The sequence below is a fragment of the Paraglaciecola sp. genome, from assembly GCF_039964565.1.
Lineage (GTDB): Bacteria > Pseudomonadota > Gammaproteobacteria > Enterobacterales > Alteromonadaceae > Paraglaciecola.
In genome coordinates, this window is record NZ_JBDVXF010000006.1 from 288,949 (window position 1) to 305,005 (window position 16,057).

Annotated in this window: 7 protein-coding genes; 4 read left to right on the top strand and 3 right to left on the bottom strand. The window is 40.6% G+C overall.

From position 1 onward, the window contains the following. Positions 1-14: 14 nt before the first annotated feature. Both ABJK37_RS04115 and ABJK37_RS04120 read right to left on the bottom strand, forming a co-directional pair. Positions 15-2,861, bottom strand: a complete 2,847-nt coding sequence (locus ABJK37_RS04115; RefSeq protein WP_348350407.1) for an FAD-binding and (Fe-S)-binding domain-containing protein — start codon at positions 2,859-2,861, stop codon at positions 15-17. Then, positions 2,852-6,445 carry a family 78 glycoside hydrolase catalytic domain gene (locus ABJK37_RS04120; RefSeq protein ID WP_348350409.1) on the bottom strand — a complete coding sequence of 1,198 codons (3,594 nt, stop codon included), beginning with the start codon at positions 6,443-6,445 and terminating at the stop codon, positions 2,852-2,854. The genes ABJK37_RS04115 and ABJK37_RS04120 overlap by 10 nt, the downstream gene beginning before the upstream one ends. A gap of 306 nt (positions 6,446-6,751) precedes the next feature. Here ABJK37_RS04120 and ABJK37_RS04125 point away from each other — a divergent pair, with 306 nt between their 5' ends. Beyond that, positions 6,752-7,660 carry an NAD(P)-dependent oxidoreductase gene (locus tag ABJK37_RS04125; RefSeq protein ID WP_348350411.1) on the top strand — a complete coding sequence of 303 codons (909 nt, stop codon included), beginning with the start codon at positions 6,752-6,754 and terminating at the stop codon, positions 7,658-7,660. Between the two features lie 29 nt (positions 7,661-7,689). Here the strand turns inward: ABJK37_RS04125 and ABJK37_RS04130 are convergent, their stop codons facing one another. Further along, positions 7,690-8,520, bottom strand: coding sequence for an aldo/keto reductase (locus ABJK37_RS04130; protein WP_348350413.1), 831 nt, complete (start codon positions 8,518-8,520; stop codon positions 7,690-7,692). Between the two features lie 263 nt (positions 8,521-8,783). Between ABJK37_RS04130 and ABJK37_RS04135 the strand changes: the two genes are divergently transcribed. From ABJK37_RS04135 to ABJK37_RS04145, 3 genes are all read left to right on the top strand, one after another. Then, positions 8,784-12,389, top strand: coding sequence for a family 78 glycoside hydrolase catalytic domain (locus ABJK37_RS04135; RefSeq protein WP_348350415.1), 3,606 nt, complete (start codon positions 8,784-8,786; stop codon positions 12,387-12,389). A gap of 348 nt (positions 12,390-12,737) precedes the next feature. Continuing rightward, complete coding sequence (locus ABJK37_RS04140; RefSeq protein WP_348350417.1) at positions 12,738-14,678, top strand: beta-L-arabinofuranosidase domain-containing protein; 1,941 nt, start codon at positions 12,738-12,740, stop codon at positions 14,676-14,678. A 53-nt stretch (positions 14,679-14,731) separates the two neighbouring features. Then, on the top strand, positions 14,732-15,988 hold the full coding sequence (locus tag ABJK37_RS04145; protein WP_348350419.1) for an MFS transporter: 1,257 nt from the start codon (positions 14,732-14,734) through the stop codon (positions 15,986-15,988). Positions 15,989-16,057 lie beyond the last annotated feature (69 nt).

Genomic DNA, 16,057 nt, shown 5'->3' on the forward strand with positions numbered 1-16,057 from the left:
TTTTTATACTTATGTTATTTACAATTTTGGGTTTTCACACTTGTGGCTTTATCAACTAAGTAGATTATTGATTGGTAATCTATACCTGCGTGCTGCGACAAGCCGATTTCACAGGTTCTACTGTTGCTGTAACCCGACTGGCAGTCGTTTGGCACTTGAGACTTTAAGGTTGCTAAGGCGTTAGCATTAAGCTCTGGGGTGGTAAACCCCTTATCGCCCGCGAATCCACAGCAATAAATATGCTCGGGAATAATCACATTGTTACTACAACGTTCTGCTAGCTGTTGCATTTTTTCGGCTAGACCCATTCTTCTACTCGAGCAGGTTACATGTAACATGACGGTTTCATCTAAAGGGGAAAAATCGAGCTGTTCGGCTAACACATCAGTAATAAAAGCCACCGGCTCATAAATGCTAAGTCTTAGTGTTTTATCGATGTCTTCTATTAGCATGGCCTTACAGGGGCTAGTATCAATTAAAATAGGATATTTACCGTTTTCGCTCAGTGCTTGTATTTGACTGAGTAATGCTTCCCTTTGCAGACGACTTTGGTCAAACATGCCTTTACTGTTAAATGGCATACCGCAACATTGGCCAGTTAGATCAGGGCTAATCACTTCAAGTCCTGCTTTTGCTATTAACGAAAAAGTGACTTCTGTTAAAGAGCGTTGCTCAGAAGCGTTTAAGGCTGCCCCCATATTTCGGCTCGCACAACTCGGAATATAAACAACCTTGTTTTTTAATTTACCTACAACGCCCTTTGAGACTTTTGGGTGATAAGCTGCTTTTTGCGGTAGATATTCGTTCCACAAAGGTATTTTTTTAAAAGACAAGGTTCTCATTGCGTTGCTGAGTCGAGCCATTGCTCTATTACCTATTAACTTTTGACTAAAAGATGCAACTCTTAAGGTTGTGCGTGCAATGGTTTCTAGTTTCGAAAAGTTTCCCATTAGATAGGTCGAAATACCGTTGTATTGTTCATTTCTTTTATGGCGCAGTTGTCGAATTAGGTCGCCAGTATTGATCCCAACTGGACATCGATCAGCGCACAGGCCGGTTGCCGCACAAGTATCAATTCCTGAAAAATCAAACTCTTCTTCAAGTTCTTTTAATAACCCACTTTCTTCAGTGCTCTGTCTTAATCGGCTTATTTCTCTATAACTGGTAATGCGTTGTCGTGGAGTAAAGCTTAATCCGTTTGATGGGCATGCCGGTTCACAAAAACCACATTCAATGCATTTATCGATAATGGGATCTGCTGAAGGAAGTGCTTTCAAATGTTTGATATGAGCTGCTGCATCATCATTTATAATGACACCGGGATTGAGTAAGCTCGCAGGGTCAAAGAGCTGCTTTATTTGTTGCATAAGTTCGAGTGCTTGTTTGCCCCACTCTAACTCAATAAAGGGCGCCATATTTCTCCCCGTGCCATGTTCAGCTTTTAATGAGCCTTGATAGTCAATCGCAACCAGTTGACACACTTCGTCCATAAAGGCTTGATAGCGGTCTATTTCAGTTTGCTGGCCAAAGTCTTGGGTGAAAACAAAATGCAAATTTCCATCAAGTGCGTGACCGAAGATAATGGCCTCGTCGTAGCGATATTTAGCAAATAAGGATTGAAGATCAGCCACACCATCGGCTAACCGGGCGACGGGGAAGGCGACGTCTTCAATAATGACTGTGGTACCATTTTCTCGTACTGCACCCACGGCAGGAAAGGTGCCTTTACGAATAGCCCATAGCTGAGAACATTCATTGGCATCACTTGTAAAATCAATAATATTGGATCGTTCGAAATTCCCTAGAAGTGTTTGTAATTTCTCTACTTTCTGGGCCAATAATTGTGCGTTGCCAGCGCGAGTTTCAATGAGCAAGGCACTGACATTGTCATCAAGACTTTTAATAAAATTGGGTAAACCTTGCATATCACTTACGGATGCCAATGCGCGACGATCCATCAGTTCAACCGCAGCAACATCGGCTTTTGCCAGTGCCGTTACCGCTCGACATGTGGTTTGCATATTTGGGAAAAAAAACATCGCAGAAGCGCGATATTTATGCTCGGTCACAGTGTGATAAGTAATGGACGATATAAAGCCCAATGTACCTTCTGAGCCAATCATTAAATGGGCGAGGATATCGATAGGATCGTCAAAATCGACGAGAGAGTTTATCGCGTAACCAGTGGTATTTTTCAAGCGATATTTATGATGAATCAGTTCACTAAGTGTTGTATTTTTTCGGGTTTCGAGCGCTAGAGTACTTAGCTTATTTAATAAATCGTCATGGTCTTTTTTAAAGGCAATGATACTCGCTTCATCGCCGGTATCTAAGACAGCTCCGTCATGTAAAACTAAACGAATACTGTCTAATGTATGATAACTATTTTGCGCAACACCACAACACATTCCGCTTGCATTATTTGCTGCAATACCTGCAATTTTACAGGTGTTGATTGAAGCAGGATCCGGTCCTATTTTTCGTCCGTAAGGCAATAAATATCGGTTAGCATCAGCCCCAATAACCCCTGGCCCGAGTTTTATTTTCAGCCCTAATGATAGAATTTCATGAGTTCGCCAACTGTTTGTGAGTAGTATTAAAATAGACTCAGATTGTGCTTGACCTGAAAGGCTAGTGCCGGCAGCTCTAAAGGTCACCGGCAGTTTAGCAATGGCAGCCTCTTTTATAACGTTAACCACTTCTTCTTCGTTATCGAGTATTAATACCAGTTGCGGAACAAGTCGATAGAAACTAGCGTCAACACCAAAAGCCAGGCGTTTAGCATAGCTAGTTATAATTCGCTCTTTTGGTAGAAAGCTACCTAGAAGGTTAGAAAACGCTTTGTACGGTTTTAGTTGCATTTTTGAATTTTGCTGTGGTTTTTGGGTAGCTCACTGATAAAGTAGTAGCTTCCAGAGGCAAGCTCCATGGTGAGCGAACCATGTTGCAATTTTAAGTTGGAAACACCAAGGCTGTTAGATACAGGTTGAGCACCTTCAGTGACAGTTTCAATATTTTGAGTGGGTAGGTATAACGTTGCACTGGTGTTTGCGGGAACACTAGTTTTGTAATGTAACGTATTGTTTTGAATCGACCAGTGACTTGCAATTTTACCATAAGGGGAATCATAAAAAGCGTCGACCCAATCGATGCCACCCGTATCGTCGATTTGTGGTTTAAGTTTAAATCGTTTAAAGCCGGGCTCTGCTCGCTGAATCCCAGCCGAGTGTGCCATCATCCATTGTCCCACTGCGCCAAATGAATAGTGGTTAAAGGAGTTCATACCATTATTCCCACCAAAACCATTCTCTTTGGTGTAGCCATTTAGGCGTTCCCAAATAGTTGTTGCACCTTGATCGACTGAATATAACCATGAAGGGTATTTGTCATTTAGGATCAATTTATAGGCGGTAGCGCTGTGGCCGCTTTCGCTTAAAGCGTCGGCAATCCACGCAGTGCCAATAAAACCTGTCATCAAAGAATATTCGTCTAATTCAGCACCAGTATCATCGACGTTTTTACGCTTTACTGCGTTGTTTAAATTGTCAGCCATTATAGTTGTATATGATTCGTTAAACGCACCTAGGGCTAAACCGACGGCGTATGCACTTTGTGTATCCGCAATTTTAAATTCTGGTTTTCGGGTCGACGGCTGCCAAATATTACCGTAGGTAAGCCAACCTATGGCTTTATGGCTTTTCGATACAAAAGTTTGATTAAAAAATGCTTTTCGCTCATCGTAGCGAGTCCAAAAATTGTTAGCGTCTTGGCCTTTAACTAAAATGTCTGCGATATTCGACATAATTTTTAAGGTGTAAATATGATAAGCCGTTGCGAGGTAAGCCGATCCAAGTTGTGTATCTTGGGGGCCTAACCAATCACCCAAACCGTCGTCAGTACAAAAACCACTTTGGGGATCTATCTTCGAATCCAAGTAAGCCATATATTTTTTCATGGCTGGATAGTTTTCCGCTAATAGTCCCACGTCTCCAAACTGCCAGTATGCTTCCCAAGGCAATGTGATACCTGCGCTACCCCACAAAATACCGCCAAATCCGCCACCAATAGGAGCAATGTCTGGATAGCGTCCACTCGCATCTTGGGTGTCCCTTAACGCTTTGAGGTGCCTTCTAAGAAATTGTGATGAATCACTAATATAGGTTGCGGTGCGAGCAAACACATTGATATCCCCAGACCAGCCCATACGTTCATTACGTTGAGGGCAATCTGTGGGTATGGACAAAAAGTTATCAATATTTGACCAGACGATATTTGACCAAAGCTTATTTATTTTATTGTTTGACGTTTGGTAACCTGCAGTTAATTCGGTTATAGAGCTAATTGCGACTCCTTTTACAACGTCTAAAGGTAAGGCTTCTTCGATCCCTGTTATTTCAATATATTGAAAACCATGTGAAGTAAAACGTGGCTGATAGCTTTGTTTACCATTCTTCATTATGTAAATATCTTGGCTAAGCGCTGCGCGGTAGTTTTCGGTTAATATCATCCCTGTATTTGGGCCCGATTCAGGTTGGTCGGGATATAACATCTCTGCAAAACGAAACGTAATTATTTGGCCTTCGTTACCATCTGCAAAATTTACTTTTGGAACGCCGACAATATTTTGCCCAAGATCATAAACAAACACCCCAGGACGTACTTCGTCGACACTTTTTGCTGTTATTTCTTTGTAAACAGTTGCGGGCTGACCAATTTGCCCAATAAGTTGTATGTCATCGTAGTTTAAGTGCTGCGACTCAATAGCCATATTGGGCCGATCGCCCGAAGTGGCAGAATCTTTTAGGCTCACTATTTCAGCCTGTTGCCAATTTTTTGTATTAAAATGCGGTTGATTCCAACCCTCTATCTGTTTTTCTTTTCGGGCATCGTACACTTCACCCATTGCTAAACTGCCGTATACAACAGGACCTTGATTAAGAAATTGCCAATGTTCTTTATTGGTTGTGAAAACTGCGTCACTACCATCTTCATAGGTAACAACAACTTTTGCTAACAATGATTGTCTGTCGGCGAAGGTATGCCAACTATTGCCGTAGCTCATCAGACCGCTCCACCAACCTTCGGCTAGTAGAGCGCCCATTGCATTTGGACCCTTTGTTAATAGTCTGGAAACATCATAAGTTTGATATAGGTGGGTCACGTTATACTGAGTTAATCCAGGATTGTAGTAGTCATGACTGATCCTTTGGCCATTAATATAGAACTCGTAAATTCCTCTAGCAGTAACATAGAGTCTGGCTTTGGCTATCACTTTATTTTCTAGATTAAACTCCGAACGCAGCATCGGCATGCCATTCTTGCTAGGATTAGCAACCACGAAAACACCATTTTCGCCGCCGTTTACTCTATAAGCGCCATTTTCAACTTTAAAATGATGGTTATCTATATGTTCTGCAAAGCGCCCTAAATAGGGGGGCGACAAATCTTCACTGAACAATTTGTTTTTAGGCGTGTGTATATTCGTGACTTGTAGATTTTCAAAGCAAGCTTGTTGTCCTGCTTGTACAGAAAATCCTATATTGTTTAGCATGCCGTAAGTAAGGGTGTCGTGATCTCCCCCTTCAACATTCAAATAGGCTTTTGCCCCATGTATCATAGGCGCGCGTGCTTTCTCCGAAAATGTCTCTAAACTAGGCGGTGGAGTAGCGGTAACGTAAAATTCACTGTCATGATCGACTTGAATCGTCACAGTGCCATACTCATTATGAATAAGCAGATGATGCGATTGAAATTTATTGTCGTTATTGATGATTGACGCTTTTATTTCGAATTGCGCCACTGGCGTCTTAGGATCATCGGTTAAGGTGTAACCTGCTCGATAAAGATTAAGCAAAGCTTGACCTGCATTATTTTCAAGTGCTGATATGTCTATTTCTACTTGAAAATAACTTTCATTTTTAGTGCTTTGATTTTGATATATATTTTTATATTTATCTAAAAATCGAGGATCATTTGCGGCTAAAATTACTGAAGCGCGTTGACTTCCTTTGTTTATCTTAATATCTACAGACAAGTCGTACAGAGGCAAATAATCTGCATATAGGGGTAAATCCTGGTCGCCGCCACCAATCCATTGTGCGCCATCCCAAGCGTCAATATCCCCATTCAGTAAACCCGTTTCAAACCAAGATTGATTGACTGAAACCTTCTCATTTTTATCCCAAACCGCGACACTCCATTGGTATTTTGTACATGCCTGTAGTGGTTTACCCGCATAACTAATGTGTAAGGACACAGCAGAGGATTGTCGTCCAGTATCCCATATAATGACGTTATTTTCGTCTTTAACAATAATCTGATAGGCCGACTGTTGTTGACCTCTAACTCCCTTGATCTGAGTCATTTGCCAACTAAAACGCGGCTGTAACACATCAATTCCTATCGGAGTGGTCTGATATTCGACTTTTAAATTTCTGAGTGTCATGGCTTTACTATTCTAATTTAAGAGGGGTTAGGGGGCGTCATTTAGCAGTAAGACGAACGTACTAGCGCACATAACAGTTTCAATAGGAAATACACCTGTGTAGTCGTTCTATCAATCATTTCACGCCAGTTAATTCAATATAAATACGCTTTAAAATATTTGTTTGACTACTAGTATTTATATCAAATAGCCCTAACAATACTGAAAATTGTAAGTTAGCATGATAGCGATAATACAATGTTTGACTTATAATGCAATAAAATGATTGATATAGATTGATAGTGTTTCTTATTAAGGTGGAATTATATGACTAGAAAGCGCATTTTATTTACCGGTGGGGCGGGAGTTGCTGGGAAACATGTCGTCGATTTCTTGATTGAACGAGGTCATACAATCTTGAACGTTGATCTCAAACCTTCAGATAACCCTAATGTGCACAATATTATTGCGGACATTACTGATTCAGGACAAATGTTTAATGCATTAAGTTCTTATGCATCATTTGACGAGTTAAGCCCAGGTAATGGTGTGCCTAAATTCGATGCAGTTGTTCACTTCGCCGCTATCCCAAGGATATTAATTAATACTGATAACGAAACGTTTCGGGTTAATACTATGGGTACTTATAATGTCATTGAAGCGGCGGTTAAACTGGGGATTAAGAAAGTGGTTATTGCCTCTTCAGAAACCACATACGGGATTTGTTTTTCAGATGGTGAGACTGATCCTCATTCGTTGCCGTTAGAAGAAGATTATGATGTTGATCCTATGGATAGTTATGGTTTGTCTAAAGTTGTTAATGAACAAACCGCCCGCAGTTTTCAGCGTCGTTCAGGTATCGACATTTATGCACTGCGTATTGGTAACGTTATAGAGCCTCATCAATATACTGAGTTATTTCCAGCCTTCTTTAAAAACCCCGAAGTACGCCGTCGGATTGCGTTTAGTTACATCGATGCACGTGATTTAGGCCAGATTGTTGACTTATGTTTAGAAAAAGATGGTCTTGGCTATCAGGTTTTCAACGCTGCAAATGACAACAATAGTGCGGTTATTCCCAGCAAAGAACTTATTCAACGTTTCTTCCCAAACGTACCTATTACGAGAGAATTGGCTGAACATGAAGGGCTGTTCTCCAATCGTAAAATTCGAGAAGTGTTAGGTTTTAAAGAACAGCACAACTGGCGAAACTATGTCAAAGCCCCCCAAAAATAACACTACTAGGGTGTATAAAATTCAGATGTTTAGAAATCAAAATTGGCAGGGTCAGGACCTAGGTGTTTATCTTGGTTTAGTGCGTCAATGATAGACATATCTTGATCTGAAAGTTCAAAATCAAATATTTGCGTGTTTTCGATAATTCGATTAGTTGTTACCGACTTAGGAATAGTCACAACTTGATGCTGTAAATCCCAACGTAATACAATTTGTGCAGGGGTTTTCTTGTACTTTTTAGCTAATCTCAATAAGGTTGCTTCAGAGGCAATGAGTCCCTGCATTAATGGGCTCCAAGCCGCTACTTGTATTTTATTATTTTGACAATATTTTATGAGTTCGGTTTGAGTCAGATAGGGATGGAACTCGATTTGATTGACACAAGGCACTGTGTCACTATTTTGCAAAATATCTTCGAGATGGGGTATTAGGAAATTACTCACACCAATGGCTTTTGCTCGGCCACTTCGATAAATTTCTTCCATTACTTGCCAAGTCTGCAAATAGCAGTCAGCCACTGGCCAATGTATCAGATATAGATCAACATAATCGGTTCCTAAACGTTTTAAACTTTCCTCAAACGCTTGTAAGGTGCGTCTTTTACGTTGATCTTCATTCCACACTTTAGTTGTTAAAAAAATATCTTTTCTTGCTACTTCACTGTTTTTTAGAGCGTTTCCAACACTCACTTCATTTTTATATATTGATGCAGTATCAATGCTCCGGAAACCAGCAGACAGGGCGTCGGCAATCATGTCTTGTATTGCTTGTCCTGAATCTCGGGTGAAAGTCCCAAGCCCTAACCAGGGCATTTGCAGCCCGTTATTCAATGTTGCAACACTTTCTATACAATTTGTCATTTGGTCAAAATTTCCTAAATATAGCTACTATGGTGGTAATCCTCGCTGTTGAATCAATCACCGGCATTCTGATGATAGTTCACTCTCTCACTCTCAAGACACCCAATATTGTCTTATTACTCTAGATTATATGATAATTAGGTCACATTAAATCAAAAGTAGTCATTAGTGGTCTTTGGTTGTATAGTGCTCAATACAATTTTCATTTTGTTAGGTTCAAATAACATGAGTACCTGTTCCTGATAATGACAAATGGAGGGGCAATGAAACAAGGTGAAAACATAGTGACTAATACTTCCCCTAATTCTTTGACGGGATTGAAAGTTGAATATGTTCAAAACCCATTAGGAATTGATGTTGAACAACCAAGATTCAGCTGGCAAATGACGAACAAGCTTGGTGTCAGAGGACAAAGCCAACTTGCATATCGAATTGTAGTCAAAAATGAACATGACTTAATAGCATGGGACAGCGGTAAAGTTAGTTCAGATAGCTCATTGCACATAAGTTATGCCGGTGAGTCTTTAAAACCTTGCACTAAATATTATTGGTCCGTAACTGTATGGGATCAATCAAAGCAAACATCCGAAGCCCATGCTTGCTTTGAAACTGGTTTAATGAATGGGGATATTTCCGCTTGGGATGGTGCACAATGGATTGGTGGTGGTGATAATGAACTGCCTTTGTATGCAGATTATTACCCTATGTATAACCTTTCAGCTGAATTAAAAATAGCACAAGGAAGTACACGAGCGTCGCTTATACTCGCAGCAAATGATCCTCGCTTAGCCGACAAGGACAAAAATATTTATCAAGTCCAAAGTGGTGTCAATAAAAGTTACTTTAAAGTAGAAATTGATATAGCGAGTGTAAATGACGAGGGGGGCCTAGCTCACTTAAATTTCTATCGTGCTGGCTACAGCTCAAAAGATGACCCCGAACACCCTAGAGTTCAATACAAAATTAAACAGTCTGTTATTAATCAGAGTAATAAACACGCATTCCATCATTTATTGATTCACAATGAATACGGTATGTTAACCGTTCAGATTGATAAGCATAGCGCACCTTGCGTAGAAGAAGAGCGAGACAAATCTGGTACAAAGTTGAAATTTCCTCCTTTAGAACAGTTGTTATCTGGAGCCACTGCAGCGCTGAATCCAGCCGGAGTGAATCACCGGGTGATCACTTATGGCATGCTCAATGACATTGGCTTTTCCGTTGACCGTAACCAGCGAGCTTTTTATAGATACCTGAAGGTGAATAACGTTCTGGCGCCTAAAAACTGTTTGTTTAGTGAAAAGGTGACATCTCCTTACCAAGGAGTATTCGCAGACCAACTAGATGCTAACTGTTTTAGTATCGCTGACGAATGTTACATATTGGGTAATGAGCATGAGGAGGTTTTTGTTGTAGCCAATCCCAGTCAAAATGGCATGCCCATGCTGCGTTCAGAATTTCATCTAAAAAATAAAGTGATAACTAAAGCCAGACTCTATGTCACGGCTAGAGGAATTTACGAGTTCTATATTAATGGACAACGGATCAGTCATGACTACTACAATCCGGGATTAACCCAGTATAACGTCACCCACTTATATCAAACTTATGATGTTTCATCATCAGTCGTTGAAGGAGCCAATGCGATGGGGGCATTGCTGGCAGAAGGGTGGTGGAGTGGGATGTTAGGTTTTGGTAATACTTGGAATGCCTTCGGTGACAGACAGTCGTTATTGGCTAAATTGGTTGTGAGTTATCAAGATGGTTCGAAAGATGTCATAACGACCAATAATAGGACCTGGCAATTCTTTAATGAAGGCCCAATAACGTACGCAAGTTTAGTTCAGGGGGAGGTGTACGACGCCAGAAAAGAAGCATCGATTAATGGCTGGAGTCGCGCCGGCTTTACTGGAAAGGGGTGGAAAAACTCCGCAATAGTCTCTCTAAAAGGTAGTGCCACTGAAGGAATTAAGCCCAATCTAAAATCCCCAACCCAATATCTTAACTATGACAAATTACAATTAATTGGGCAAATTGGTTCACCAGCATCCGTATTTACAGTGTTAAAGGCTGTTAGTATGCAAGAAGTGCGTACGGGCGTTTATGTTTACGATTTAGGGCAAAATATTGTGGGAGTCCCTCGACTTAATTTTGAATCGGGTGAGGACGGAAAAGTGGTCACTTTACGTTTTGCTGAGATGCTTTATCCCGATTTGCCGGCTTCTGGCGACAATGTGCGGATGATCTTAACAGAAAATTATCGTGCAGCCTTAAGTCAAGATATTTACATAATGAAGAATGGTAAACAGCGCTATCAGCCACGTTTCACTTCTCATGGTTTTCAATTCATCGAAATAACAGGTATCGACAAAGCATTACCATTAGAGGATGTTGAAGGGGTAGTGATTAGTTCGATATCAACAATAAGTGCTGGCTATGAAACATCGAATCCTAAAGTCAATAAACTTTGGTCAAATATCGTCTGGTCTAATGTAGACAACTTTTTATCCGTACCTACTGATTGTCCACAACGCAACGAACGTATGGGATGGTCAGGGGATATCAATGTGTTTGCTCGTACCGCAACTTACATTAGCGAGTCATCACAGTTTTTCCGTAGGCATTTACAAAGTATGCGCGATACGCAGGCTAATAATGGGCGTTATGCTGATATTTCTCCCATTGATGGTGGGTTCGGTGGGATTTTATGGGGTAGTGCAGGGATCACTTTACCTTGGGAAGCGTATTGGCAGTTTGGTGATCTAGATTTACTAAAAGAAAACTACCCAGCCATGAGCGCATACATTAAGTATCTAGATACCACTATCGATCCGCAATCTGGTTTCAGTCATGACGATGAGTTGGGCGATTGGTTGGGCCCGAACAATCAACAAACCGGTGCTGCATTTATTGCAACTGTTTACCATATTTATGTATTAGATATTATGGCTAAAGTTGCTTTGATTTTAGACAAATGTGATGACGCCGCATTTTTCAGACTCAATTATGGAAAGAGGAAAGCATTTTTTAACGACACTTTTGTCTCGAACCAAAACAAAACTCTTGGCTGGGTGACTTATGGTGGTCATTTCGAGACGTCGGATAAGCCTTCTGAGTTTAAGTTAGCTGATACTCAAGCTTCCTATGCGATAGGTTTAGCACTTGGTGCGTTTGATGATGGCCTGATATCAGAAATGGCAAGCAACTTAAATGCCTGTGTCAAACGCCAAAACAAAGATGACAGCGGTGTATTACGCAGAGAATATTCCTTAATGACCGGCTTTATCAGTACGGCTTGGATTGGTGATGCATTAAGTGAGCATGGCTATAGCAATACCGCATATAGACTTATTCAAAATGAACATTATCCGTCACTGTTATATTCAGTTAATCAAGGTGCTTCTACTATTTGGGAGCGCTTAAACGGTTACACTGTGGAAGATGGATTTAGCGGAAATAACAGCATGAATTCATTTAATCATTATTCGTTTGGCGCCGTAGGACAATGGATGATGGCCCATTCTGCGGGTATTCAACGGGATACACCTGGCTATAAGACTTTTATTCTGAAACCGCAAATTGATGGTGACAAGCGCCTGAGAAATGTGACAAGTTTTTATGATTCGCCCTACGGTAGAATCGAAAGTCAGTGGTCAATAAAAGGTCAAAAATTACACTATTCAACAACCGTGCCGGCTAATACTCGCGCCAAACTGTATTTACCCGCAGCCAATTTAGCAACGGTTACAGAAGGAGGGGCATTCTTAGCGACTCGCCAAGGTATCGTTGATGTAGTTGAACAAGATGCAGTGGCCTTAATGGGGTTGCAATCGGGAAAATACCATTTCATCAGTGATTTACCTCACTAGAATATTCCAACAACCAACAACCAACAACCAACAATTCAATTTGAATTCAATACGTCAACCTACCGTTTATTAGTGTTTGTCTATTAAATAAACGCAGGTGATTGTTTATGAGTTGAAATGACTAAATTTGACTTGTGCGCTTGTTTGTTCAATGTTAACGTAATGTTGATAGTACTTGTATATGAAGTAGATTTTATTTACTAAGTAAGCGTTACTGCCTTTGGTACTTATTTTCGATAATGTGTACGCAATTTAAAAAATAAAATATGTAGTTTTAACCGTCAATCAATATGTAAATTTTGGCGCGTTCTCATAGTAGAAATAAAATAAATTCAAGGTGTAAAAAGTATGAATACTCTTTTGAAAAAGGGCGATATAAGCAATGCATGGACCGGTGGATTTTGGCAAGAAAGATGGAATTTTTGCCGCGATAAAATGATCCCGCACATGTGGGGAATTCTTAACGACAAAGATATTAGTCATTGTTGGGAGAATTTCCGAATCGCTTCTGGTGATGCTAACGGTGAGCATTCTGATCCACCTTTTTGGGACGGAGATTTATTCAAATGGTTAGAAGGCGCTATTAGAGCCTACGCTAATTCAGACAATCAAGAGTGGCTTGATAGAATTGATCACATTATTGACACTATTGCGACTGTGCAACGTGATGATGGTTATATTTTTACTTATGAGGCGATTAAACGAAGAAAGTCTGGGGAATCCAGTGTACTTGAAGATATTAATAATTTTGAAGTGTACAACATGGGCCATCTAATGAGTGCTGGTGTGGTTCATTATAAGATGACAGGTCAAACTAAATTGTTAGATTTAGGCAAAAAAGCCGCAGCCTGGCTAGCTTCTCAATTTGCCAACCTAGACGAAGCAACGGCACGCACAGCGGTTTGTCCTTCACATTATATGGGACTCGCAGAACTCTATCAGGCAACAGAAGATGAGCAATATCTAACCTTATTAGAAAAGCTTATTTTGTTAAGAGACATGGTCCCAGATGGAACCGACGATAATCAGGATCGTCATCCGTTAAAAGAACACAGAGAAATTTTAGGCCATGGGGTGAGAGCGACCTACCTCTACGCTGGTGTTACTGACCTCTATATGGGTAAGAAAGACGAAGATTATAGAGTTGTACTAGAAGCCGTGTGGAACGATATGGTGACTAAAAAGCAATATATTACAGGTGGCTGCGCACCTCTTTATGATGGTGTTTCTCCCTACGGTAGCTGGGAGTATGACAAAATTCAAAGAACGCACCAATCATTCGGCCGAGCTTATGAACTGCCTAACACCACCGGATACAATGAAACCTGTGCCACTATCGGCAGCTATCTATGGAACTATAGAATGGCAAAGGCTTTTAACCAAGGAAAGTACGGCGATCAAATGGAGCGTGCTCTTTATAATAGTACCATATCCGGTATCAACTTGGCGGGTGATAAGTATTGTTATACCAATTCATTGCGATGCGTTCACGAACATGATTCGTCTCATGACTTGAAGTGGGGACGGCATAGAGAAGACTTTTTATCATCTTTTTGTTGTCCACCAAACTTAATAAGAACCTTAGCTGGAGCACAAGACAAAGCGGCAATAATTCAAGGGGATGGTATCGCGATACTTATGTATGGCGATTGTAAGATGTCTGTTGAATTGCCAAACGGCTGCATGGTGACGATTCGCGAAAAAACCGATTATCCATGGAGCGGTGAAATTGAATTTGAACTTGAATCTGTCGAATCTACGGAAGGGTTCCCATTATTTTTGCGGATACCCGAGTGGGCCGAAACGTTTAAAGCTAAGTTGAACGGTTACGTTAAAGAATTAAAGGTTAAAGATGGTTTTATTGAACTCAACCATCACTGGAAAGCTGGAGACAAAGTGTCGCTGTCCCTGCAAATGGACGTAGTAGTAAATGAAAGCCATCACATGGTGGAAGAAAATAGAAACCATGTGGCATTAACTTATGGACCAATTGTCTATTGCTTAGAAGCGACCGATCTGCCAAAAGGTTTCAATGTCGAAGATATGTATATCGATCCTGCCTCTGAATTTACCTTTGAAAAATTCACCATTAATTCAACCGAACTGGGCTCAATTAAACTGGCTCTTTGGGCCCGCGAAAAAACAGACAGTAACGAAGATACTTTGTACAGGAAGTACACCTCTCCGAAATTTGAAAAAGTTGAAACTAAGCTTGTTCCATATTTTGCTTGGGATAATCGTGAAAGAGGGGAGATGAGTGTCTGGTTGCCGTTACTACCAAATCAGTAATAGTAGTGAAGTGAACGTTTCTTTTTTTTGAAAAATATAATAACGACAAACATGTGAGTATTAAAATGAATACTGAATGGAAAAATGGTTGGAGGGCGGTCTTGTCAGGCTCGGTGGGTATGGGAACTGGGCTTGGCTTATACTCAATGATGAATAGTATTTTTATTATTCCTTTAACTGAAGAGTTTGGTTGGGAACGAAGTGAAATGGCCTTAAGTAATGTTATTGGGTTATTAGCATTGCTAACTCTGCCAATTCTTGGCGCATTAGTTGATAAATTCGATAGTAGAAAGTTAGCCTGCCTTGGCATGATTTTACTGGGCTTTAGTTATATAGGTTTGGCGCTGCAACCAGGCTCACTATGGATTTATTATACGACTTTACTTTTGATGGTTTTTTTAGGACAAACGACTGGACCGATGGTTTTTAGTAAAGTAGTGAATACTTGGTTTAATTCCTCCAGAGGATTAGCTCTAGGAGCCACTATGTCAGGTATTACAATCTTTAGTATGGTTTTATTTCCGCTACTTAATTATATCAACGAATTATGGGGCTGGCGCTGGGGGTTTGTTTGCTTTGCATTAGTCCCTTTGGTGATTGGTTTGCCACTAGTCGCTTGGGGCCTTAAAGCCGCTCCTGCTGGCTATTTATCGAGCCTTTCTGACAATGCTGGTGGTGTAGATATACAAACCGATGGACTGTCTATGAAGGAAGCGCTAACAGGCGCTAAATTTTGGCTGTTAGCTGGTGCATTGATTACCGCTAATATAGCAGTGGGTGGAATGATGCATCAACTACAGCCTTTATTGATCGCTCAAGGCTTTACGTCGACCGAAGGAGCCAGTCTTGCAGTGTTCTTTTTTGTAGGTATATTTTTTGGTAGATTGAGCTCTGGTTGGTTTTTAGATCGGTTTTGGCCAGCAGCAGTCGCAGCTCTATTTTTACTCTCGCCATTAATTGGTATCGGGATTTTTCTTTCAGATGCGCCAGCGATGTTTTGGATTGGAATTCCAGCTGTATTATGTTTTGGTTTGGCCCAAGGCGCAGAGGTAGACTTTATGGCATTTTTAGTGCCTAGGTATTTTGGTCTAGTAAATTATGGAAAACTGTTTGGTATTTTACTGTTTATGCTTGCGTCATCTCTTGCTGCGGGGAGTTATATTTACGGTCTAATATTTGACTATTATGGTAATTACCAATTTGCATTAATGTTAGGAGCAATGTGCTTTATTTGTAGTGCGGTATTTTTTCTCCTTAGTGGCATCATTGGTAAAGATTTCGACAGTGTAAAAGTGGCAATGAATCACTAATCTCCGATGTTAAGAATAGGCTGGATAATTATGTATTTTGCCTATTCTTAATCGGCCTTTTATAGGTAG